Genomic DNA, 23,389 nt, shown 5'->3' on the forward strand with positions numbered 1-23,389 from the left:
AGGGGGGATAAGGATGCCGGAAACTAGACCTATTAGAGCGACAATCCAAAGGGCAGGTTCTAGTAAGGGGATTTATTTATTAGAAAACGACTTACCCCAAGATTTATTGTTAAGAGAAAAAGTGATATTAGCTATATTTGGTAGTCCGGATAAACGACAAATCGATGGATTAGGTGGGGCAGACCCACTTACAAGTAAAGTTGCAATTGTAGGACCTTCAAAAAGAACAGGTGTTGATGTAGATTATACATTCGGACAAGTCGCTTTTGACCAGGCGAAGGTCCATACGCATGCTATTTGTGGAAACATCAGTTCAGGTGTAGGCCCATTTGCGATTGACCAAGGACTAGTAAAAGCGGAAGAACCGATTACAACAGTCAAAATTTATAATACAAATACAGGGAAAGTTTTTACTGCGCAAGTACCTGTTAAAGAGGGGAAAGCTGCAGTAGAAGGCAGTTACTCCGTCGCTGGTGTTCCGGGCACTGGGGCAAAAGTGACGTTGGACTTTTCCGAAACAGTTGGAGCACTAACAGGAAGACTTTTACCAACTGGTAATGTAAGGGATGAAATCGTATTAGGTGATAAGCAGATCACTGTTTCTATTGTTGATGCAGCGACCTGTCAAGTTTTTGTAAGGGCAGAAGATTTGGGATTAAAAGGTACAGAATCCCCCGAAGAAGTTGATACACAACCAGATTTATTACGAAAACTAGAAGAAATTAGGTGTCGAGCTGCTGTGATGGCAGGTCTTTCCTCCTCTATTGAAGAGGCAGCAGTAAATTCAAGAAATACACCTCATATCGTCTTTTTTACATCTAAAAAAGACTATAATAATGCCTTCACTGGACAAACCATTGAAGCTGAAGATATAGATGTCGTAGCTAGAATGATGTTTATGCAAATCATGCATAAGACGTATGCTGGTACTGGCTCAATTTGCACATCTGTGGCTGCTTCAATAAAAGGTACCAATATCCATGAAGTGGTATCAAAGGATAGAAGTGAAAAAGCTAAGGTACGAATCGGTCACCCTGCTGGTGTTATTTCCGTTGAAGTTAAGGTTGAATTTGATGGAAATCAATACCTATTACAGAAAGCAGCTATTGGTAGAACTTCTCGTAGAATTATGGATGGAAATGTATATGTAAGAAATAGCGTATTTACGAAAGGAGATTTATAAGTGAGTTATTTAGTACGTGAAAGAGAAGATAAACACGCTTCCATAAGATTAAGAGAGTTAATACTTTCTGATGACCAAATTATTAAAATGCCAGGCACACATGATGCGATGGCTTCATTGATCGCAAATAAAGTTGGTTTTAAAGGTATTTATTTGTCAGGAGCTGCTTTCTCTGCAAGTATTGGTATGCCAGATTTAGGTGTCATAACTTTAAGCGAACTTTTAGCCCGTGCAAAAGAAATTACTCGTGCCACCAATTTACCCCTTCTAGTAGATATTGATACTGGCTTCGGGAGTGTACTTAACGTTGCCCGTACAATCCAAGAATTATATGAAGTAGGGGTAGCCGCCGTACAAATTGAAGACCAAGATTTACCGAAAAAATGCGGTCATTTAAATGGAAAGAAACTCGTCTCAACTGAAGAAATGGTCCAAAAAATTGTTTCAGCACGAAAAGCAAATGAAAACATGGTTATCGTTGCACGTACTGATGCAAAGGCTGTTGAAGGAATGAACCAAGCGATTGAACGAGCGCAAGCTTATATAGATGCCGGTGCAGACGTAATTTTTCCTGAGGCATTAACTACGGAAGAGGAATTTCGTGCTTTTAGTAAGGCCGTTCATGCACCACTATTAGCTAATATGACAGAATTCGGAAAAACCCCGTATTACTCCGCCGAACAATTCGAAGAATGGGGCTATAAAATAGTCATTTATCCAGTTACATCATTAAGAGTTACAGCAAAGGCTGTAGAACAGGTATATGAAATGATTTACGCAACAGGAACACAAAAAGAAGCATTATCAAATATGCAGACACGTAAAGAGCTTTATGAACTGACTAGGAACAGTGAGTATGAGGATATGGATAATAGTATTGCCAAAACTGTGCTTGATTAACTAATTCGATTTCTAGTGAGATAGGGGGGATTTAATGAGAGAAGTAAGGGCTTGTTCAACATCAGGTATTCTTGGATACGGCTTTCCAGAAGAATCATTAAAGAGGTGTATGGAGGAAAAACCTCATTTTATTGCTTGTGACGCCGGGTCAACAGATCCTGGGCCTTATTTTCTTGGCTCCGGGAAATCATTCGTGTCCAAAGATGCAGTAAAAAGAGATCTTCGTCTTATATTGTCATACGCAAAAAAAGCTGAAATTCCTGTCATTATTGGATCAGCTGGAGGTTCAGGGTGCAACAAAGGGGTAGATGATTTTAAGAAAATAGTAGAAGAGATAAGTCATGAAAACCAGCACCATTTAAAAGTAGCCTATATTAGGTCAGAAGTAGATAAACAATACTTGTCACAAAAGATAGACCAAGGTAGGGTACAATCACTAGGTACCACTCCACCCCTATCTCATAATACAATCCAACATTTACATCGTTCCGTTGCGATGATGGGTCCTGAACCTTTTATTGAGGCGTTAAAGGAAGATGTAGATCTCATTATTGCAGGAAGAGCTACTGATGCATCTGTATTCACATCATTTCCGATTTTTAAGGGGATGAATCCGGCTACTGCATGGCACGCAGCTAAGATTATTGAATGCGGTGCTGCTACAGCTGTGCCGAAAAGTCATGACTGTATTATGGCAACTATTAGGGACGAAGAATTTTTCATAGAAACATTGAATCCGGAAAAGACCTTACCTTGGAAAAATGTTGCCGCACATACAATGTATGAAAATGTCAGTCCATTTCATTTGCAAGAGCCTGGTGGGGTGTTAGATACAACAGCCTCAGTTTATGAACAAGTAAATGAGAGGACAGTAAGGGTTACAGGGAGCTCATTCATTAAAGACCCAAATTATAAGGTTAAGCTTGAAGGTGTTGAAAAGGTGGGATACAGAACAATATGTATCGCGGGAATAAGAGACCCAATCCTGCTTTCTCAGCTAGATGATTACTTAACTTTTATTCGTGAAAAATTACATGAAAAAGTAAGCGCAGTATACGGTATGGAAGTTAGTCCTGACGATTATACAGTCACATTTAGAAAATATGGCATAAATGGAGTTATGGGTAGTTTAGAACCAGAACAGGGCTCACCTCACGAGGTAGGTCTATTGCTCGATGTCATTGCATTGGATCCCGATAAGTCCGAAACGATTATGGCAGCATTAAGAACTTTAGTATTACATAGCCACTTTAAAGGAAGACTCTGTATTTCGGGTAATGCGGCATTTCCATTTTCACCACCAGATATCCCAATGGGAGAAGTTTATCAATTTATATTAAATCATACTGTTGAGCCTGATTCCCCATATGAACTTTTCCCAATAGAATACGTGGAGGTGAATCCATGCCAAAATTAAAAGATGTAGCATATTTATTGAGAAGTAAGAATGCTGGACCATTCTTTCTGACGTTCGATATTATCTTTGAAAAAGAAGAAGATTACTATAAAGTGACTCAATCAAAACTTCTTTCAAAAGATTGGATTGCTAATGCTTACAAGTGTGATAAGGATCAAGTTCAACTATTTGAATATGAAACTATTTTTTCGATTAAGGTGAGTATTCCACGTAAGTACGCATCAGGTGACATTAATGATACAGATATTTTCGGAGCACAGCAACATGTTCCGATAATGATGCTTGAATTATAACCTCTGAAAGATAAAAAAATGCTAGAACACCTGTTTATAACGAGCAATAAAATTTTTTTATGGACGCCCAATAAAAATATCTATTTCATTATTGATGACACTTATTTTAATATAAATATTAATTACCTTAATTATCAAACTATTCCAACTATTAAAAGCGCTTACAAAATATAAGGAGGTGTTATTGAACAGTTTCGAAATATATTTGTAATTCTCAAAACTACTAAATTTAGAGGGGGATTTAAAATTGAAATTTAAGTTAATGAATTTGCTTTTGCTAATTATTCCAATGGTACTTATCGTCGGTTGTTCACAAAGCTCATCAGGAGATGGTGAAAAGGACAGCGCTACTTTTTATGAAGGTGAAACAATGGAAGTTATCGTTCCATTTGGTGCAGGTGGTGGAACAGATACATTTGCTCGTTTCATCCAACCGTATCTTCAAAAACATATCCCAAGTGAACCTTCCGTCCAAGTTGTAAATATTCCAGGTGGTGGAAGCATTAATGGTGCAAATGAGTTTGTAAAAGTAAGAAAACATGATGGATACACGGCTTTAGTGACGAGTGGGTCAACAGCTTTACCTTACCTACTAGGACAGAAAGCAGTTGAATACGACTTGAAAAAAATGACACCTATCCTAGCTATACCTCAGGGCGGAGCGGTCTATACTTCACCAACTACTGGTATTGAAACCCCTAAAGATCTTGCTAATCCTAAGGAACCATTACTATACGCCGGTATTAGCGCAACAGGTAACGACCTTGTTACACTTTTATCATTTGAGTTACTTGAAGTTGACGTTCAATCTGTTCTAGGTTACGAAGGGCGTGGGCCAAGCCGCGTTGCCTTTGAACAAGGTGAAAGCAATATCGATTACCAAACTGTTTCAGCTTTTAAAGAGAGTGTGACACCCCTTATCGATAGTGGAGACGCAATTCCTTTATATTCTTTCGGCATGCTAGATGCTAATGGTGATGTAATTCGTGATCCAGCATTCCCTGACCTGCCTTCTGTTAAAGAAGTATACAAAGATATTCACGGTAAAGACCCATCAGGACTTATTTGGGATGCTTATAAAGCTGCTTTAGGTGCTGGGTTTGGTGTACAAAAGATTTTATGGCTACACGATGATGCGCCACAAGCTGCAGTTGATGCTCTGTTGGAAAGTGCAGAAAGCATTAAACAAGATGATGACTTTATCGAAAAATCAGAATCTGCTCTTGGAGGATATGAGTTAATTATTGGTGACCAATTAGATGGAGCAGTACAAACAATTACTAGTGCTTCAGATGAAGTGTTGAATTGGATACACGAATATCTACTAGAAGAACATGGCGTAAGTATTGATTAATAGACATAGAACATAGCTAACTAAAAGAGTAAATATGGGGAAATTATTGAATTTCCCCATATTTTACTTATCATAAACTTTCATCTAAGGACAGGAATGAGGTGGATTATATGTTTCAAGCAGCAGCAGACGCACTTATGATGGTAGCAGATCCAGTCAGATTAGCATTTATGTTTCTTGGCATTGGTGTTGGATTAATAATAGGACTGTTACCAGGTTTAGGCGGAACAGTGGGAATGTCGATATTGTTACCTTTTATATTCGGTATGGATCCATATACAGGTATGGCCTTACTTATTGGTATGGCAGCTGTTGTACATACCGGTGATACCTTTCCTTCTGTACTATTAGGAATTCCCGGTTCTTCAGGATCTCAAGCAACAATTATGGATGGTTATCCCCTTGCGAAGAAAGGTAAAGCCGCGACCGCCCTTTCAGCAGCTTTCTTTAGTTCCATGGTCGGTGGGGTAATTGGGGCATTTGTTCTTTTCCTAGCAATTCCAATAGCACGACCTCTTGTATTGGCATTTGGTTCACCGGAGTTATTTATGATGTCCATGTTGGGCTTAAGTATGGTTGGTATCCTTGCTGGTAATTCCCCAATTAAAGGAGTAACTGTAGGTATCATCGGATTATTAATTGGTTCAATTGGCGCAGCACCGGCCGTTCCAGAGTACCGATATGTGTTTGACAACATTTATCTTTATGACGGAATTCCACTTGCTGTCCTTGCATTAGGTTTATTTGCATTTCCCGAAATGGTCGACTTACTTGCCAAAAACAACAGTATTTCAAGAACAGCTGAGTTAAAAGGCAGTTGGTTGGACGGCATTAAAGCATCCATCAAAAATAAATGGCTACTACTTAGGAGTTCAGTATTAGGGTCATTAATCGGCTTTATTCCTGGACTTGGTGGAAGTGTTGTTGACTGGATAACGTACGGCGTAGCTAAATCTACTGTACGAAATAACGAATTTGGAAAAGGTGACATCCGTGGTGTTATCGCGCCTGAAGGTGCAAATAACGCCAAAGAAGGTGGTGCTTTAATTCCAGCATTATTGTTCAGCATCCCTGGTAGTGGAACAACCGCAATGTTGCTAGGAGGAATCATACTATTAGGATTCCAGGCAGGACCTACTATGGTTACTACAAACTTACCAATAACATTATCAATTATTTGGACGCTGGTTTTGGCAAACATATTTGGTGCTATTGCGTGTATCTTTTTAAGTAAATATATTGCCAAGTTAAGCATGATTCCAGCTACAAAATTAGTACCTTTCTTATTAATTATATTAGTAATAGGTGCGTACCAAAGTACAAGAAGTTTTGGTGATCTTGTTGCTTTTATTGTAATCGGATTATTAGGATGGGTTTTGAAACGGTTAGATTGGCCAAGAGCTCCGTTATTAATTGGCTTTGTTCTTTCACTATCTGCAGAACGATATTTATGGATTTCCATGTCTCGCTATGGATTTGAGTGGTTACAAAGACCTTCAGTTATCATTCTAGTAATCGTTATTTTAATTCTACTTGCAGGTGGAATTTTCCTTAACAGAACTAGTAAGAAGTCGCAGGAATCAGGAGGTATCACATCATGAGGCAAAATTATTATTCATTAATCTTTTCTATGTTTCTCATGCTAATTTTCCTTGTGGCATCTTGGTTAGCGTATAGTTTTAATGACCTTGCAAAGTTTTTTCCTTATACCATTGCTATTGGTGGTGCTATTTTAACATTTATCCATGTAATTTTGAGCATCGTAAAGATGGTTAAGGGGGAAAACGCTAGTAATGAAGAACAGCATGAAGAGGAAGGTTCTGTTCTTCGATATATGCTTTGGATAATTGGTTACATTGGTTTAATTTACATCATCGGCTTTTTAACAGCTACCACATTGTTCCTGGCTTTTTTCTTATATTTCGAAAGTAAATTTAGCGTATTGAAGACGGCAATCTCATTAGCAATTGTTCTCTCACTGATTCATATTTTCGCAAATATGATGAACTTATATTGGCCAGAGGGAGTTTTCCCATTATGGCCGTTTTAAATTAAAATTATAGAGGAGGAAAACTATGGATGCTGTTTTAAAAATACCATGTACCTATATGCGTGGAGGAACTAGCAAAGGATTGGTTGTCCGAGAAGAAGACCTGCCAGATTCAAAATCTGAGCGGGATCAAATATTGTTACGAATTTTTGGTAGTCCAGATAAACGACAAACTGATGGTATTGGAGGAGGCACTTCTCTAACAAGCAAACTTTGTATAGTTGGTAACCCAACGCATAACGATGCACATATCAATTATACATTCGGTCAAGTAAGTATTGATAAACCCGAGATTGACTACAAGCCTACTTGTGGGAATATGTCAACATGTGTTGGTCTATACGCGGCAGAGGAGGGCTATGTTAAACTAGTCGATCCTATTACTACTGTTAAAATCTATAACACTAACACGAAAAAGATGATAGAAGTAGATATCCCTGTAGAAAACGGAAAGGTAAAATACGATGGAGATTTTTCTATTGATGGTGTTCCTGGTACTGCTTCGAAAATGGTCGTGAATTTCGTAAATTCAGGGGGAGCTATTACAGGAAACCTGCTTCCTACCGGAAATGTAAAGGATGTTGTCACGATAAACGATGGTCGAGAGTTTGTCGTATCGGTAATTGATTGTGCAAACTTAGTTGTATTCGTTGATGCAGAGCAGTTCGGTTTAAGTGGTGCTGAAGTTGGTGATGAATTCCACCAAAACGATATAGCAACTACAATAGAAGCCATTCGCGTTGAAGTAGGGTTCAAACTTGGACTATTTCCTGACAAAAGTAAAGTTTCTCCTACATCACATGCGATACCAAAAATAGCATTAGTTGCCAAACCACAAAGTTATACGAATAAAACGGGTGAACATATAAAAGCAAGTGAGATTGATTTAGTTGGTAGATATATATCAATGGGAATTTTACATGAAGCGTTCGCAGTAAGTGGAGGTTGTGCACTTGCAGCTGCTTCACAAATCCCTGGATCTATCGTTAATCAAATCCTAAATGGAGTGATAAAAGATTCAATTAATATAGGTCATCCTTCCGGAATTATAAATGTAGAATCAACCGTTGTGGGAGAAGAGCCTAACTACTTAGTTGAAAGAGCTGCAATTGGTAGAACTGCTCGGAGAATAATGGATGGTTATGCCTATGTTCATAACTTAAAACATACAACAGCAAAAATGGAAACACATACGTAAATGATAATTTAATAACATACTTAAATTACACCGTTGACTTCATGGAGAGGGGGTTAATATGAAAACACAACAGTATCATGTCCTTCAATCACGATATCTTGAAGTCGGTAAAAAAGCTTTAATGAAGACTGGCGTACCAGAAGAACATGCTGACATTGAGATGAAATCTTTGCTGGAAAGTGACCTTCGTGGTGTATTTACACATGGAATATTTAGACTCCCTCGATATATCTAGAACAATTAAAGTCTCACTTTATTAATCCATCACCGAATATACAAAACGTAAATGAAAATAGCCTCGTGGAAATGATAGATGGAAATCATGGTATAGGGCCCGTAGTAAGCACTATTGCACATGAAAAGAGCCGTTAGAAAAAGTTTAAAACATGGTGTAGGTGTCGTTGGTGTACAAAAAAGCAATCATTTTGGTAGAGCTGCATATTTTGCCGAAATTGCAACTAAACAAAATCAAAATAGGAATTGTCTTTACAAATAGATCCCCTATCATAGCTCCAACAGGAAGTAATAAACGACTAATAGGTAACAACCCTTGGTCAGTTTCAGTTCCAACCACAGAAAACCCTATCACCCTAGATCAAGCCAATACAATTTAGTTTCTAAAGGAAAATTGAGGATAGCAAAACGTAATGGAGAATCTATACCACTTGGATGGGCACTTGATTCGTCAGGTCAACCAACTACAGATACCGCTGAAGCATTAAAAGGGAATGTTCTGCCCATAGGAGAGTATAAAGGGTATGGGATTGCATTGATGGTGGAAATTTTAAGTGGTGTTCTGACCGGTGCCGACTTTAGTACGAAAATGGTAGATCATGATGCAGACGGCAAAAGAAATGTTGGTCACCTATTTATCAGTTTAAACTTGGAGCATTTTACAGATCCAGTTACCTTTCAATCTAGACTAGCGGAACTTACTGATTCTATTAAAAATGCACCTCGAGTTAATGAAGAGCAAGAGGTTTTTCTTCCGGGAGAACAAGAAATGAGAGTTAAAGCTAACCAACAACCTGATCATGTATACCTTACAGACAGGAGTTATCAAGTTTTTAAGACTTTATGCAGGGATTATGTTTAATCAACATTGAGTATTCCATATGAGGAATATGTAAAAATAAATCTAAATGAATTCGGTGCAGATTATACTGGAACATAATTTGAACATGATTTTAAAAAATATACGCCCATTCTTAACCTATTAATCTCGTTTACAAACAAGTCATTTATTAATTTCTTTGGGAGATGATTTTCATGAAAATTGTCATACTTGATGATTGGAATAAAGTATATTCAAACCATGAACAAGTAGAAAGGCTAAAATCAATAGGCGAAGTTGAGTTGTATCATGATCACGTAAAAAGTGAAGATCAACTTATTAATCGATTACGTGATGCAGATATTGTTATTCCTATTAGAGAACGTAGTAAGTTTAGTAAGAGAGTGATCGAAAATTTACCTAACCTTAAATTAATAGCCCAAACTGGTACTGGAATTGCCCATATTGACAAAGAGGCAGCAAAACAACGCGGATTACCTATAGCAGTTACCCCGGGAGGTTCTACGGATTCAGTCGCTGAACTCACATTTGCACTAATGCTTTCTTGTATGAGATCTATTCCCTACGGTCAGGACAGAATGATGAAAGGTGAATGGCCTCCTATTATTGGTGGTGAATTAAGTGGTAAAACAATAGGGATTATCGGTTTGGGTAAAATCGGAACCGAAGTGGCTAGACGAGCTAAGGCTTTCAAAATGGAAGTCATTGCCTGGGGACCAACGTTAACAAAGGAAAGGGCTAATGAACACAATATCCATTACGTATCATTACAAGAGCTACTGACCAAATCCGATGTTATTTCTTTACACGTCCGACTTGTACCAGAAACGACACGCTTATTAACAAAGGAACATTTCCAACTAATGAAAGATACAAGCATCCTTATCAATACTGCAAGAGGAAAAGTTATTAATGAACAAGATTTAATTTGGGCTTTAGAAAATAATGAAATTGGAGGTGCAGGTCTAGACGTATTCGAGGAAGAACCAATCAGTCCGAACAATCCCCTTTTACAATTAAATGAAAAAGTTGTGGTGTCACCGCATATAGGTTGGACTTCAAAAGAGGTATTTGACCGTTTTTTAACTCTTTGTGTAGATAACATTGTTCATTTTGTCAATGGAGAGCCAGTGAACTTAAAGTAAATCAATAGAAGCATTCAATATTGCCATAAATTGATATAAGGAGAGACTGTTTAATGGGAAAATACGTCTTAGGTGTAATGAAAGGGGATGGAATTGGCCCCGAAATCGTTACAGAAACTGTAAAAGTAATAAAAGCAGTAGAATCCGTTTTTGATAATTTAAAATTTGAGCTTATAGAACTTCCGGTAGGATTGCATGCTTATGAAACATTCGGTTCAACCTTGCCTGAAGAGACGGTAAAACAGTTGAAGCAGTGTGATGCTGGTATTTTAGGACCATTAACTACGCACAGTTACGAGAAGGATAATCCAAATACTGTGAATGCAAGTGGATCGTTGCGAAAAAGGTTTGACTTGTACGCAAACATTCGTCCTGCTCGAACGTTTCCAGGTGTGCAAACTAAATACAGTGATATTGATCTCGTAATTGTTAGAGAGAACACAGAAGGAATGTATGCTGATAGAAATTTATACTACGGAAATGGTGAGTTTATGCCGGATCCAGATACTGTTTTATCAATGCGTGTAGTTACTAGAAAGGGAAGCGAAAGAATTTCCCGCGTAGGGTTAGAGCTTGCCAATGCAAGGAAGAAAAAATACGCAAGCTTAGTTCATAAGATGAATGTGCTGGACAAAGGATGCGGTTTGTTTGTTAATAGTGCCAAACAAATAGCAGAAACTTATCCAAAGGTTAAAATTGATGACTATCATGTTGATGCTTTTGCTTTACATCTAGTTCAACGACCAGAAGATTTTGATGTCATTATTACTACAAATATGTTTGGAGATATTTTGTCTGATTTAACAGCAGGATTAGTTGGCGGACTGGGCTTGGCTCCGGGATTAAACCTTGGGGACAATTTCATGTTAGCACAAGCTACCCACGGATCGGCACCAACTATTGCAGATCAAGGGATTGCTAACCCTTCAGCAGAAATCTTATCTGCGAAGATGATGCTTGAGTGGTTAAGTATACGAAATGACGATGAAACGCCATTGAAGGCAGCACAACTAATTGAGAATGCAGTTGATCACGTATTAGCCAAAGGTATTAAAACTCCTGACTTAAACGGGAAAGCATCAACATCACAATTCGGAGATGCCTTAGTTGAATATATCATTGGTAAATCTGTACCGATAAAGGGGGTCTCCTATTCATAGATTAGCAATTTTGTTTATCTAAATTCATTAATAATCTAAATTGGAAGGATGATGAAATTTGAAGACATTCGAAAATGAGACTCAATATGATGTGGTTGTAGTAGGAGCAGGTAACGCAGCACTTACCGCGGCTATTTCAGCAAAACAACGTGGTGCAAATGTATTAGTGTTGGAGAAATCTACCGAAGAATTAAGAGGAGGAAATACTAGATTTACAGGTGGAATATTTAGATGTACGTACAATAGCATGGATGAATTAGCCGAAATTGTTGGTGAGGACAATGATGTCTCCGATCAGGTAACAGCCACACCATATAGTGAAGAAGACTTCACTAATGATATACAACGTACAGCAGGAGGAAGAGCTGATTCCGAACTTACGAAAGCATTAGTTAGTCGTTCTTACCAAACCGTATTATGGATGTCTAAACTAGGAGTACCATGGGAATATAACCAAGGAGTGGGCACGGTTAAAACAGAAGGGAAGAAGACTGTATTACCATTTGGAGCAGCAGTTAGAGTTGTCCATGAAGGTGTAGGTCTTTCCCAAAAATTATTTGAAATTGCAAATAAAGAGGGTATTGAAATTTTATATGAAGCTGAGGCCAAGAAACTACTTGTTTCAGAAGATAATTCCGTTAAAGGTGTACAAATACGTACAAAAGAAGGAATTAAAGAGATTTCTAGTAACGCAGTAATTCTAGCAAGTGGAGGATTTCAAGCTAGTCCTGAAATGAGAACCGCTTATTTAGGACCTGATTGGTCACTAGTGAAAGTACGCGGAACACGTTTTAACACTGGAGAAATGATTCGATCCGCTTTCGAAATTGGCGCACAGCCTTACGGTGAATTTTCAGGAAAACACGCAACACCAATAAGTGCAGATGCACCAGATTATGGGGATTTAGCTTTAACGGATAGAACCAATCGTTTGTCATATCACTTTGGTATTATGTTGAATTTAGATGGAAAGCGGTTTGTGGATGAGGGCGAAGATAAAAATACTCACACATACGCTAAATTTGGAGAGAAAATTTTACAACAAAAGAACGCAATTGCCTTTCAACTCTTTGATCGCAAATCATTTGAACTATTAGAACCACGTTACTCTACAAGTACTCCGATAGAAGGCGACACGATTGCAGAAGTCGGAACACAATTAGAGGAAAAATATAAATTCATGGGCTTCAATAAGGAAGAGTTCTTAAAAACCGTTGAGGAATATAATCATGCTGTCCAAGGTGGAGAATTTAATCCTGATATTCTCGATAAAAAACATACATCAGGTTTGCAAATTAATAAAACAAATTGGGCACGAAAAATTAATGAAGGGCCTTTCCGTGTCTATCCTGTAACTGGTGGGATAACCTTTACTTTTGGTGGAGTTCGTATTAATACAGATGCAGAGGTACTTGATTCCTTGGACCGCCCAATACCTGGTCTATATTCAACAGGTGAAATGACAGGAGGATTTTTCTATCAAAATTACCCTATGGGTAGTGGATTAACACGGGGTGCTGTATTTGGTAAGACAGCAGGTGAAAAAGCAGCTATTCATGCAGCATCGAAAAGTGTTCATAGCTAATAGTTCTGTTGTTGTTACGATTTTAGTGTAAAGGAGATTATGGATATGTCTCAATTTAAAGTTCCATGTAGTGTATACCGCGGGGGAACAAGTCGTGGACTGTTTTTCCATAAAAAAGATTTACCTGACAATATAGAACAACAAAACCATATCTTTTTAACAGGTATAGATGCTTATAATTCAACCCAAGTAGATGGACTTGGTGGAGGTAATTCTCACACCAGTAAGGTTGTTGTTATTTCTCCCCCTTCTGTTGATGGAGTAGATATTGATTACACTTTTTATCAGATTGGTGTCGGGGAAGAAATTGTAGATGATAATGGTACATGTGGAAATTTAATGGCAGCAGTTGGTGCTTTTGCTATTGAGGAAAAGTTAGTAAAAGTTGAGGATGATGCTGATCAAGTTGATGTAACCGTTTATAATACAAACATTGAAAAGATAATTAGTTTAACAGTTCCTGTAGAAAATGGGAATGCAAAGGTAGAAGGGGATTACAAGCTACAAGGTTTAACAAAACCAGGAGCTAAATATCTATTAAATATTAATGAACCTGGTGGAGGAAAGACGGGAAAAACATTATCTTTAGGACCAAGACAAAAAGTAACTACTAAAAAAGCAACCTATGATGTTTCATTCGTAGATATTGTAAATCCGACTGTTTTTGTTTCTAGTACTGAACTTGGTATCAAAGGCGTGGAACCTAATCATGAATTAAGTAATAACCAAGAGCTTTTAGAAGAACTGGAAGCGATTCGTTGTGATATCTCAGTTAAGGCTGGAATGGCTCAAAGCATTGAAGAGGCTCATCAAGCTCCAGCTATTCCAAAGATTGGAATATTATCCGAACCACAAGATTATGTGACATCAGAAGGAAGACTTATAAAGGGTAATGAAGTTGATATTGTTGTGAAAATGCTTTCAATGGGACGTTTCCATCGTACATCGCCTGCAAGCTGTCTCTATAATATTGCTTCATCTACTTTATTAAGAGGGACCGTTCCAAATCAAATGTCCAGCTTTTCATCTAATAGTTATGAGCAGACAGTTAGAATAGGACATCCGGAAGGAATCGTTGAAGTTCGAGTGCGTTTAACAGAAGATGGTCAAGACATAGCTTTTGTTGGTCTTGATCGAACTGCTCGAAAGATTTTGAAGGGTGAGTTATACGTCCCTACACGAGATACAGATAAGAATATAAGCTAATATCTTTTAAGAGATTAATTGGAAATTAGTTTCTTATACTTGTTGAAGGTGGTGTTGAGGTAATTAACATCACCTCAACTCGTTTCGTTCTTATAATATTAACATCTTGTGCGTGGGATCATCTAAAGAGGGTGGATAGATGCGATTATTTTGGATAATCATAATATGTCAGACCTTATTTTCAATTGCTTTAAGAGGTTCAAGACCTATCGTTTCATTGTATGCAGACGTTATTGGTGCTTCTACCCTATTTATAGGATTACTAATTGCTTCATTTGCTTTTTTACCAATGCTCGTTGCTATACAAGCTGGAAAGTGGCTGGATTATTATGGTGCGAAGAAGATGACGATAATTGGCGGTACAGGCATGTTAATCTCGCTTGCTTTACCAGTATGGATTCCTACATTACCAGTTTTATTTATTAATCAATTATTAATTGGAATATCCCATGTTTGTGTTCTGATATCACTACAGAAAACCATAGGGAATTTAGATGGAAATAGAGATAAACTCATTGCATCTTTTAGTATAGCAGGGGCACTTGGTGAATTTTTAGGCCCACTTTCTACAGGTTTCTTATATGAAAATGCCGGATTTCAATGGACATTTTTCATAATGGCTTTAACAGTTATTGCAGGGGTAATCTGTATTTTTTTTGCTACTATAACTGACCAAGCGAAAATTGTGGAAAAAGAAAGTCATATTAACAATGGCACATGGCGTTTGCTCAAAGAAGCTAACTTAAGAAACGCTTTAATTATTAGTGGTTTAGTTTTATATTCAAAAGATTTATTTATCGGTTATTTCCCGGTTTACGGGAATAGCATTGGGCTTAGTCCATCAGAAATAGGGATAGTGATTTCAATGCTATCGGCAATCGCCGTAGTTATTAGATTTCTCCAGTTTATTCTCGTTCAGCATTTTGGAAGATCTATGCTGATGATGGTTACATTAATTATTAGTGGAATAGCCTTTTTATTTATTCCTTTAACCGAAAACTTTATTATTTTAATGCTTCTATCTTGTCTGCTTGGTGTAGGACTAGGATTAGGGCAACCACTAAGTATTGTCTATACTCTAAATGTTAGCGACCCGAAAAGGCATGGCGAGGTTTTAGGATTAAGATTAACCTTTAATCGTGGCTCGCAATTTATAGCGCCTTTTATTTTTGGTATCATTGGGCAAGTAGGCGGAATGATTGCTGCCTTTGGAGTTAGCGGAATCTTCCTTTTAATCGGTTCTTATTTCACCCGTATGAAAGATGATGATAGTTCATCTAGTGATAGTAGGGAAGGAAAAAAATAAAATGTTGGCCTTTACTTATCGCTACTAGATTTAAACGAGCATTTCCTTGATACATAGGTCTATTATTTGGAAGTGTATAGTTTACAAGGTTATACAAAAAATAATGAAAATGAATGGAAAAGAATTATGTGTTTAAGGGTTATAGTTGTAGCTTGTGTTTAATTGATAAGATAAAAGATCTTAAGAATAAATAATCATAAACTGGAGTTGTCGTACGCGGCAGCTCCAGTTTATGTTGAAAATTTGATTTTTACACTACGAAAATCAATGATGTTCAAACAAATCAAATGGATTAAATTTACTTTTTAAATAAATTTTTCAATTTTTGGTGTACTAACTTTATTAGGGAAACAATAACCTTTTTAAAAAGGGGTTAATGGCGAAAACGTCTTATTAAAATCCCAAACATATTAAGGAGGTAAATTGATGAGCAAAATCTTTAAAAAAACCTTTTGTCTTTCACTTGCTATTTTATTATTGTTAAGTGCACCAATTACCTATGCTTGTGATGTCTCAGGAAAAGATGATATTGACAGCAACATGGATCTACCGAAACTTGTAGAAGGAGATGATTCTGACTTCGAAAGTGTTCCTTTAATTGAAGGAAGTAAAAATGTTTCAAAGCTTAAAGAAAGTGCTGATGTAGCCCTAAAAGAGATAGACAATGTACCAGTTACGGCAGCTGATGTATATGCACATAAAGGTTATGCCTATTTAGGAACCCATTATTTATGGTCAGATTCTAATGAAGGTGTACGAGTCTTTGACTTAAGTGACCCAGAAAATCCCGAAGAAATCTCTGTTTTTGCAAATGATATGCCTGGAACATGGACAGAAAAAGTTATCGTTAAAAGTGTAAATACACCTCATTTTAAAGGTGACTTAGCAGCCGTAAGTGTCCAGCGGTTTAATAACGAGGCAGAGCGGGTAGGGACTATATTATACGATGTCACGGATCCACTAAATCCAGAAAAACTAGGATTCTGGGAATTACCATACGGTAAACGTGGAAACGGGACACATGAATTATATTTAACTACCCAAGGTAATCAAGTTCTTCTATTAACTGCAAATTCAGGGGCTTATAGAAGTACAGGAGGAGAAATACACGACTTTGTCATTGTGGATGTAAGCGATCCAGCCAATCCAAAAGAGTTGTATCAGTTTAATCCAAGTGAAGCTGTGGATCATGAAAACTATAGATTTACAGATGAACATGGTGTAGAAAGGTATGCCACTGCTCATAGTGTCATTGCTGATACAACAGGGAATTATGCATATGTATCTTTTTGGGATCTCGGAACAGTAATATTGGACATTAGTGATCCGGAGAATACTATTTACCTTGGAAGAACTAGTTATGAACCAAACGTACAAGGTGCTGCTCATTCATCTGCATTAGCCAAAGGAGGCACAATCCTAATAGAAACGAGGGAAGTTTTTAATCCTAATCGAGATGGGTATGAAGCTGGTTGGGGTTATACGAGAATTTATGATATTAAAGATAAATCCAACCCTGTATTATTAAGTTCGTTTAGAACAAGCAACTCTATTACCCAAGGACATGGATTCCCGGGCTGGACTGTTCATGATCCTAAAGTAAGAGGAAATACACTTTACCTTTCACATTATTTTGATGGAGTTCGTGTCGTTGACATTACTGACCCAGCCAACCCTAATGAGATTGGCTCATATGTTAGACACAATGCAAATGTATGGGGTGTATTTGTCGATAGAAACTATGTTTTAGTATCGGATTTATGGAATGGTCTCCAAGTTCTCCAAAATAATGCGAAAGACTAAAAATGATTTAACTTTTCAAAAAGGTAAGGGGGCGTTCCATACGCCCCTTTATTTTTATTCTTTACGATACATCCTATCAACTACACATGAACAAAAATTAGGATAACATTCTGTGAGACTAGGAAACAAAGAAAAAGAAAGATCAGTATTCCTTCTTAATGAGAAAAATGCACTTATCCATATTAATGCCTAATTATTATACTTCAATCCCCGAATCAATTATAATAATTGAATTAGGGGGTGTTTGTTATTCAACATGAGAATCGTAATAAAGTATTAAAAAACCCAACAGGAAAAGAACGATTAGGATTAGCCTTTTTACTCGGTATGCTTTGTATGTTAGGACCGTTTAATATAGATATGTACCTGCCGAGTTTTCCAGAAATTTCTCAAGATTTAAACGCTCAACAGTCTCTTGTTCAATTGAGTTTAACTGCTTGTTTGTTCGGGTTGGCTGTAGGGCAACTTATTGTCGGGCCGATAAGTGATGCAAAGGGACGGAAAAAACCGATATTACTATTTATTAGTTTATTTTCATTGGCTTCCATACTTTGTGCACTTGCCCCGAATATTACGACATTAATTATCGGAAGGTTTTTACAAGGTTTCACCGCATCAGCAGGGATTGTGTTATCACGGGCGGTCGTTCGTGATGTGTTCACAGGAAAAGAATTGACGAAGTTTTTTGCTTTATTAATGGTTATTAATGCAACTGCACCGATGATAGCCCCAATTAGTGGAGGTGCGTTATTACTATTACCATTCGCATCATGGCATACGGTATTTGTCTTTTTAGGTATATTAGGTGTTGCTATCGTAATGATTGTTGCTTTTAAATTAAAAGAAACGTTACCAGAAGAAAATAGGCAGCCAAGCTCACTCGGAAATTCTCTTCATACGATGAGAAGCTTATTGAAAGATACTTCCTTCATCGGCTACGCAATGGTAGTCTGTTTCATTCAAGGTGGAAGCTTTGCCTATGTGGCAGGTACACCATTTGTATATCAGGATATTTATCAAGTCTCACCACAAGTGTTTAGTATTTTATTTGGGATTAATGGCATAGCCATAATATCAGGAAGTTTTTTAGTCGGGCGTTTAAGTGATATCTTCGAAGAAAGAAGCTTACTACGTACAGGTGTCTTAATTTCAGTAAGTGCGAATGCAGTTTTACTGTCAATGGCAATTATCAAAGGACCGCTATTTATGATTGTGATACCGATTTTTATCCATATGTTAACAATTGGTATTATTTTAACGAGTACGTTTACACTAGCAATGAAACATCAAAGCCATCGTGCAGGAAGTGCTAGTGCTTTATTAGGTATGTTCCCTTTAGTAATGGGAGCAATCGTAGCTCCAATTGTTGGAATTGATGAAACAACTGCTATTCCGATGGCTACTATTTTATTTAGTTGTTCATTTATAGGCTCCATCGCTTTCTTTACATTAACGAGAAATGAGAAGAGACATACAAAAGAACTTGAAGCAGTTCCCGGGAGTTAAGAGAATCATTCCTTATGGCACACAATATGATTAGAATGAAGACTATGAATATATCAATAAAAGTGCGCTCAATATGACGGTAAGTAAAAGTAGACAAGGGGAGGATAGGTACCCCTGTATGATTAGAAATATAACAATGGAAAGGACCAGCTCACTACAGTTGGTCCTTTTCCATAATATAAAACTTAATAAAAGGTTTCTATTCGTTAAAGGGCAAAGCACATATATGTTAAAACATTATTACATCGTGAGATATACGAAGGAAGATATCAAGTTGGACTGTTGATTGAACAACATAATGGAATCCTGTTTTATTTAATTACATACTCATTAAATCAACCACTGAAGGAATTATGTGGTTGACTAATGATTTTTCGAAAGCAGCAATTCAACTTATAGGTCCAGGTCAATGCCTGCGACTAGTCTGGTGGTTTTATCGTTTCACCTTCTATTCCTTTATTTATATACAATTACGTCTTCATTTTCTACTCGTACTTTAAAGCTGGCCAGACGCTTATTAGGGTTGGCTAGCATTCTACCTTCGTCTTTTATATCAAATTCTCTTCCATGCCATGGACAACGAATAATTTCACCTTTTCGGCAGTAATGGTAGTCCCCTGGTGTACTATCTTCAGTTGTCGCTCCACATATCATGCCCTTATCAAGTGGAGCCCCTTGGTGGGTACATTGGTTAAGAAAAGCATAGAATTCACCATCTAAAGTTCGGCAAATTAAGACATCCTGTTTTCCAAAATGAGCCGCTTTCATTTCACCAGGCTCCAATTCTGTTGTTTTACATACAACTTGTTCTTTCATCTTTAAAACTCCTTTGAATTAGGTAGTTTTGGATAAAATGATTTTGCATTCTCTGCGAAAATTTTCTTTTTCAGCTCTAAATCCAAATTCGGTAATGCACGAGTTGGTGAATCATAGTCCCAATGTGGGTAATCAGTAGAGAAGCATAGAATTTCATCGGTTCCCATTTGTTCAATAAGAGACATGAACTCTTGTTTTGTTAGTTCCTCTGCTGGTTGCGTTGTCACTCGAATTTGTTCTTTAAAAATATCACTGGGCTTTCGCTTCAACCAAGGAACTTCATGGCGCAAATCTCGGTATTGCTGGTCCATTTTCCACATAATATGAGGAACCCAAGTAAATCCACCTTCAATCATCATTAATCCGAGATTCGGAAATTTATCAAATACACCATTAAAAATCATATTTGTAACTTGTTTCATATGAGCAGTAGAAATTAAGGTGTGCCACTCAATAAAATACCTTGGCCATTTTCCGTAATAAACAGGTGGTTCATTATGGTGCATACCAATCATTAAATTATGTTTTTCTGCAGCTTCAAAAATAGGGTGATAAAATGGATCGCCCCACATGATGTCATCAATAGGCAGTAAAACCTGGACCATCTTTGGATGGGATCCAACTCTATTAATCTCTTTGACTGCAGCGTCACGATCCTGTGCTGCGATATGCACAGATCCATATAAACGTTCATCTCTTTCTAACCACTCTTCAATTTGCCAATTATTGTAGGCAGATGCTAATGCTGTTGCCATTTCATACCAACCGTGCATAGATGATGGTGAAGGGTCTAGAGCACTCGTTAATATGCCAAACTCATGACCGATATCATCTAACAATTGTTTTTGCATAAATGCTAAGTCTGTTCCAGCAGGTTTGCCATCCGGTATTTTCGCATCTGCTCGATCTACACCAGCGACAGTGGGCTGGGTATATGGCATATGTTTTTCTTGTACCCAATGACAATTTTGAATGTAATGTTTAAAAGGTTCATCTAAGTACTTCAGTATATCCTTATATTGGACGCGTTCGTGTATATCTGTATCTACGATTCGAATGTGTTCTTTACCCATCGCACATACCTCCGTTCATTTAAAATTTATAATATTGTAAATTTTATCAACACATCAATTAAAATCCAAACCCACTGAGATGCGTTGAGTACCATTTAGCTAGCTCAGTGAACGTCAGTGAAGCTCAGGGAACGCCAGTGACACTTTCTTAACTTTTATAAATCTATCGATTGTAAAGAAATAGGGAAATAGCGAAAATGCGAAAAAGGAAGAAGTTAGCTAAAGGATGGATTTTGGAATCTAAAAAGACATTTGGGATTTTATGTTAAAATAAATTTTGAAGGAGAATTACAATTTTTAAGTTATATAAAGTTTTTATAGAAGGTTGAAAACTGGTACGATTTTCATCTTCTTTTTAGGAAACGCACGAAAGAAGATAAATGCTTTTTGTTAAAACAATTGTTCTATCGGGCAGGTTAACGAATTTTCAGGAGGGAAAATATGTTGCAATTATGGGTCAATGAAGGTGAATTACGAAAAATGATAGTAGGTTTATGTATTGTAACTTTCATAGCAACTGTTGCTATAATTCTTATTGCTAAAGAAAAACATAATAAAACGCCATATATGTGGTTGATTGCACACTTCATTATCGGAGCTTTATCATTGGGTTGGGGATTGAATTCCCTTAACCCAGAACTCTATACTTCATGGCAACAGTCGATAGCACTACAAACTTTTACAGTTCAAATGTATTTTGTGGCTTTTGGTTGGATTATAAGTGTTGTTTGCTTAGTAGTGGGCGTAAGCCTTTTCCAAAAATAAGCTGGTTTATTAACGGGGGCGATTGCATGGATGAAGCAACCATTATGACGACCACGTTATTTACAGACTTCTATCTGAAGGATTTCGGCGTTATAGTCATTAGAAACTTTTCATCTATTTAATTGAAACGAATTGTCTCCTAAAACCTATCCATGGGAGGGATATAATGAAAAAAGGAATTATTGGTGTTTTATTGTTTGTAATTATGGCGGTTTCATCTTTTGTTTATTTAGAGAATAATAAAAAGACTAATTCATATTCAACACCAGAACAAGCCCTCAGTAATGTTAAAAATCCTAAATTTGATGTTTTGGAAATCATTGACACAAAATTTTACGATAATGTTGCTTATGTTTTCTTCTATTCAGAAGTAGATATACCTAAAAACTATTTAGCCACTGGAAAGATAAAAAAGAATAAATATGGTTGGCAGTTTGACGAAATAATTGGTGTCGGAAATATTGATAATGATAATACTGGACTGCTTTCAGGTAAGGGTGAATACATTATTGGATTGGCCTCAAAAGAAGTAGATAAAGTGATGTTTGGAACTCATGAGGTTGACATTATACCTCTGGATAATCAAGGTATAAAAGCATGGTTATTTCACGGTTTAGAATCTAACAACTTGAATCAAGCCGATTTCGATATAAAGTATCTTGATAAAGAAGGTAATGAATTACCTTAGCAAACAGCAAGTATGAGGCAAATTCTGAAATAAAAATAAGCAATATTTAGTGGAAATGAAATTGGGGATATATTTCTTAAATCCTTATAGATAAACGAAAAGGTATTCAATAACTAATTTAAAGCATGAAACTACAACTTTGTACGGGTGTGGAGGGAGTTATGAGCAAGAGAACTGTAATTGGAACTTTGGTTATAATGGCATTCATAGGTTTGTATCTTGTATATCAAAATCACCAGCAGCTACCGACAGAAAACGATGTATTAAAACAGTTAGGTAATTGGTCTAAACCTGTTAATATTTTGACAATTGAGAAGATTGATGGGGAATGGATCACTTTTTTTAGAGATAGTGAACAATTGTACGTTGGATTCTTAAAGCAAAACTGGCTAGGTCAATGGAATCTTAATGAAAGTCTTGATAAAGGAGGGGTAATTGGAGAAACCCCAATTCAACCTATTCCTGAAGAAAGAGCCGGCATAATATGGGGAGTTTCCGGTTTATCAAAAGGAGATGACCAACTTTTTCGTTTATATTATGGAATGATTTTAAATTCGGAAATAGACAAGATTACTTTATCAGTTGGCAATGAAATACCAAAAAATGTCCCTATGTTCAAATCTGAAGGAAAACGTTTTTTCCTTATAAAAAAAGAGAAAAAAGATACAGTTCCATATAAGTTGCGAGCATATTCAAAAGGAGAGGTTATTGCACATGAAAGTTAAATCCTAATATCATTTGGTTTTTTCATTTATTGCATCGTGGTTAAAGAAAGATAAAGCATATCGAGATGTGTTACTTACTATTGCCGTGGTTCACTCCTTTTTATCTCAAAGCTGATATTGATATACAAGAAAGGAGAAGTA

Annotated in this window: 23 protein-coding genes; 21 read left to right on the forward strand and 2 right to left on the reverse strand. The window is 36.9% G+C overall.

Translation table 11 applies throughout. From position 1 onward, the window contains the following. Nucleotides 1–13: 13 nt before the first annotated feature. The 18 genes from NLW78_RS05630 to NLW78_RS05710 all read left to right on the forward strand — a co-directional run bounded on the left by NLW78_RS05630 (nt 14) and on the right by NLW78_RS05710 (nt 19,181). Entirely contained in the window at nt 14–1,183 is a 1,170-nt protein-coding gene (locus NLW78_RS05630) for a 2-methylaconitate cis-trans isomerase PrpF family protein (RefSeq protein WP_254495995.1), read from the forward strand. Beyond that, on the forward strand, nt 1,184–2,083 hold the full coding sequence (prpB, locus tag NLW78_RS05635) for a methylisocitrate lyase (protein WP_367617653.1): 900 nt from the start codon (nt 1,184–1,186) through the stop codon (nt 2,081–2,083). It begins immediately after the preceding gene. 34 nt (nt 2,084–2,117) lie between these two features. Then, the gene (locus tag NLW78_RS05640; protein WP_254495996.1) at nt 2,118–3,500 is read left to right on the forward strand and encodes an acyclic terpene utilization AtuA family protein; all 1,383 of its coding nucleotides are present in this window, start codon (nt 2,118–2,120) and stop codon (nt 3,498–3,500) included. Beyond that, entirely contained in the window at nt 3,488–3,793 is a 306-nt protein-coding gene (locus tag NLW78_RS05645) for a DUF4387 domain-containing protein (RefSeq protein ID WP_254495997.1), read from the forward strand. The genes NLW78_RS05640 and NLW78_RS05645 overlap by 13 nt, the downstream gene beginning before the upstream one ends. Before the next feature lie 247 nt (nt 3,794–4,040). Beyond that, complete coding sequence (locus NLW78_RS05650; RefSeq protein ID WP_254495998.1) at nt 4,041–5,147, forward strand: Bug family tripartite tricarboxylate transporter substrate binding protein; 1,107 nt, start codon at nt 4,041–4,043, stop codon at nt 5,145–5,147. 110 nt (nt 5,148–5,257) lie between these two features. Further along, nucleotides 5,258–6,748, forward strand: coding sequence for a tripartite tricarboxylate transporter permease (locus NLW78_RS05655; RefSeq protein WP_254495999.1), 1,491 nt, complete (start codon nt 5,258–5,260; stop codon nt 6,746–6,748). Further along, nucleotides 6,745–7,197 carry a tripartite tricarboxylate transporter TctB family protein gene (locus tag NLW78_RS05660; protein ID WP_254496000.1) on the forward strand — a complete coding sequence of 151 codons (453 nt, stop codon included), beginning with the start codon at nt 6,745–6,747 and terminating at the stop codon, nt 7,195–7,197. The genes NLW78_RS05655 and NLW78_RS05660 overlap by 4 nt, the downstream gene beginning before the upstream one ends. Nucleotides 7,198–7,222: 25 nt before the next feature. Beyond that, entirely contained in the window at nt 7,223–8,395 is a 1,173-nt protein-coding gene (locus tag NLW78_RS05665; RefSeq protein WP_254496001.1) for a 2-methylaconitate cis-trans isomerase PrpF family protein, read from the forward strand. Between the two features lie 58 nt (nt 8,396–8,453). Then, nucleotides 8,454–8,630 (forward strand): Ldh family oxidoreductase, encoded by a 177-nt coding sequence (locus NLW78_RS05670; RefSeq protein WP_254496002.1) that lies wholly within the window; start codon nt 8,454–8,456, stop codon nt 8,628–8,630. A gap of 169 nt (nt 8,631–8,799) precedes the next feature. Then, complete coding sequence (locus tag NLW78_RS15650) at nt 8,800–9,009, forward strand: Ldh family oxidoreductase (RefSeq protein ID WP_367617654.1); 210 nt, start codon at nt 8,800–8,802, stop codon at nt 9,007–9,009. Then, entirely contained in the window at nt 8,946–9,491 is a 546-nt protein-coding gene (locus NLW78_RS05675; protein ID WP_302328427.1) for an Ldh family oxidoreductase, read from the forward strand. The genes NLW78_RS15650 and NLW78_RS05675 overlap by 64 nt, the downstream gene beginning before the upstream one ends. 173 nt (nt 9,492–9,664) lie before the next feature. Beyond that, nucleotides 9,665–10,615 (forward strand): D-2-hydroxyacid dehydrogenase family protein, encoded by a 951-nt coding sequence (locus NLW78_RS05680; RefSeq protein ID WP_254496004.1) that lies wholly within the window; start codon nt 9,665–9,667, stop codon nt 10,613–10,615. Between the two features lie 53 nt (nt 10,616–10,668). After that, nucleotides 10,669–11,775 (forward strand): isocitrate/isopropylmalate dehydrogenase family protein, encoded by a 1,107-nt coding sequence (locus tag NLW78_RS05685; protein ID WP_254496005.1) that lies wholly within the window; start codon nt 10,669–10,671, stop codon nt 11,773–11,775. Nucleotides 11,776–11,833: 58 nt separating this feature from the next. After that, nucleotides 11,834–13,360 carry an FAD-dependent tricarballylate dehydrogenase TcuA gene (gene tcuA, locus NLW78_RS05690; protein ID WP_254496006.1) on the forward strand — a complete coding sequence of 509 codons (1,527 nt, stop codon included), beginning with the start codon at nt 11,834–11,836 and terminating at the stop codon, nt 13,358–13,360. Nucleotides 13,361–13,405: 45 nt separating this feature from the next. Further along, nucleotides 13,406–14,566, forward strand: coding sequence for a PrpF domain-containing protein (locus tag NLW78_RS05695; protein ID WP_254496007.1), 1,161 nt, complete (start codon nt 13,406–13,408; stop codon nt 14,564–14,566). A gap of 139 nt (nt 14,567–14,705) precedes the next feature. Beyond that, complete coding sequence (locus NLW78_RS05700) at nt 14,706–15,872, forward strand: MFS transporter (protein ID WP_254496008.1); 1,167 nt, start codon at nt 14,706–14,708, stop codon at nt 15,870–15,872. Nucleotides 15,873–16,298: 426 nt separating this feature from the next. Then, nucleotides 16,299–17,675 carry an LVIVD repeat-containing protein gene (locus tag NLW78_RS05705; RefSeq protein WP_254496009.1) on the forward strand — a complete coding sequence of 459 codons (1,377 nt, stop codon included), beginning with the start codon at nt 16,299–16,301 and terminating at the stop codon, nt 17,673–17,675. Between the two features lie 240 nt (nt 17,676–17,915). Beyond that, entirely contained in the window at nt 17,916–19,181 is a 1,266-nt protein-coding gene (locus tag NLW78_RS05710) for a Bcr/CflA family efflux MFS transporter (protein ID WP_367617655.1), read from the forward strand. A gap of 456 nt (nt 19,182–19,637) precedes the next feature. Here NLW78_RS05710 and NLW78_RS05715 read toward each other — a convergent pair whose 3' ends face one another. Together NLW78_RS05715 and NLW78_RS05720 are read right to left on the reverse strand one after the other, a co-directional pair. Continuing rightward, the gene (locus tag NLW78_RS05715; RefSeq protein ID WP_254496010.1) at nt 19,638–19,997 is read right to left on the reverse strand and encodes a Rieske (2Fe-2S) protein; all 360 of its coding nucleotides are present in this window, start codon (nt 19,995–19,997) and stop codon (nt 19,638–19,640) included. 2 nt (nt 19,998–19,999) lie between these two features. Next, nucleotides 20,000–21,070, reverse strand: a complete 1,071-nt coding sequence (locus NLW78_RS05720; protein ID WP_254496011.1) for an amidohydrolase family protein — start codon at nt 21,068–21,070, stop codon at nt 20,000–20,002. Nucleotides 21,071–21,511: 441 nt separating this feature from the next. On the opposite strand from NLW78_RS05720, the gene NLW78_RS05725 reads away from it, so the two are divergent. The 3 genes from NLW78_RS05725 to NLW78_RS05735 all read left to right on the forward strand — a co-directional run bounded on the left by NLW78_RS05725 (nt 21,512) and on the right by NLW78_RS05735 (nt 23,248). Continuing rightward, entirely contained in the window at nt 21,512–21,835 is a 324-nt protein-coding gene (locus NLW78_RS05725) for a hypothetical protein (RefSeq protein ID WP_254496012.1), read from the forward strand. 166 nt (nt 21,836–22,001) lie between these two features. Beyond that, nucleotides 22,002–22,523 (forward strand): hypothetical protein, encoded by a 522-nt coding sequence (locus NLW78_RS05730; protein WP_254496013.1) that lies wholly within the window; start codon nt 22,002–22,004, stop codon nt 22,521–22,523. 161 nt (nt 22,524–22,684) lie between these two features. Continuing rightward, nucleotides 22,685–23,248 carry a hypothetical protein gene (locus NLW78_RS05735; RefSeq protein WP_254496014.1) on the forward strand — a complete coding sequence of 188 codons (564 nt, stop codon included), beginning with the start codon at nt 22,685–22,687 and terminating at the stop codon, nt 23,246–23,248. Nucleotides 23,249–23,389: the final 141 nt, after the last annotated feature.

This window comes from Salirhabdus salicampi (assembly GCF_024259515.1).
Classification (GTDB): domain Bacteria; phylum Bacillota; class Bacilli; order Bacillales; family Alkalibacillaceae; genus Salirhabdus_A; species Salirhabdus_A salicampi.

Coding starts and splice junctions, on each gene's coding strand:
- NLW78_RS05725 (WP_254496012.1), top strand. CDS start 21,512: ATGTTGCAATTATGGGTCAATGAAGGTGAATTACGAAAAATGATAGTA.
- NLW78_RS05645 (WP_254495997.1), top strand. CDS start 3,488: ATGCCAAAATTAAAAGATGTAGCATATTTATTGAGAAGTAAGAATGCT.
- NLW78_RS05680 (WP_254496004.1), top strand. CDS start 9,665: ATGAAAATTGTCATACTTGATGATTGGAATAAAGTATATTCAAACCAT.
- NLW78_RS05720 (WP_254496011.1), bottom strand. CDS start 21,070: ATGGGTAAAGAACACATTCGAATCGTAGATACAGATATACACGAACGC.
- NLW78_RS05670 (WP_254496002.1), top strand. CDS start 8,454: ATGAAAACACAACAGTATCATGTCCTTCAATCACGATATCTTGAAGTC.
- NLW78_RS05685 (WP_254496005.1), top strand. CDS start 10,669: ATGGGAAAATACGTCTTAGGTGTAATGAAAGGGGATGGAATTGGCCCC.
- NLW78_RS05665 (WP_254496001.1), top strand. CDS start 7,223: ATGGATGCTGTTTTAAAAATACCATGTACCTATATGCGTGGAGGAACT.
- NLW78_RS05730 (WP_254496013.1), top strand. CDS start 22,002: ATGAAAAAAGGAATTATTGGTGTTTTATTGTTTGTAATTATGGCGGTT.
- NLW78_RS05630 (WP_254495995.1), top strand. CDS start 14: ATGCCGGAAACTAGACCTATTAGAGCGACAATCCAAAGGGCAGGTTCT.
- NLW78_RS05715 (WP_254496010.1), bottom strand. CDS start 19,997: ATGAAAGAACAAGTTGTATGTAAAACAACAGAATTGGAGCCTGGTGAA.
- NLW78_RS05695 (WP_254496007.1), top strand. CDS start 13,406: ATGTCTCAATTTAAAGTTCCATGTAGTGTATACCGCGGGGGAACAAGT.
- NLW78_RS05705 (WP_254496009.1), top strand. CDS start 16,299: ATGAGCAAAATCTTTAAAAAAACCTTTTGTCTTTCACTTGCTATTTTA.
- NLW78_RS05655 (WP_254495999.1), top strand. CDS start 5,258: ATGTTTCAAGCAGCAGCAGACGCACTTATGATGGTAGCAGATCCAGTC.
- NLW78_RS05660 (WP_254496000.1), top strand. CDS start 6,745: ATGAGGCAAAATTATTATTCATTAATCTTTTCTATGTTTCTCATGCTA.
- NLW78_RS05735 (WP_254496014.1), top strand. CDS start 22,685: ATGAGCAAGAGAACTGTAATTGGAACTTTGGTTATAATGGCATTCATA.
- NLW78_RS05700 (WP_254496008.1), top strand. CDS start 14,706: ATGCGATTATTTTGGATAATCATAATATGTCAGACCTTATTTTCAATT.
- NLW78_RS05640 (WP_254495996.1), top strand. CDS start 2,118: ATGAGAGAAGTAAGGGCTTGTTCAACATCAGGTATTCTTGGATACGGC.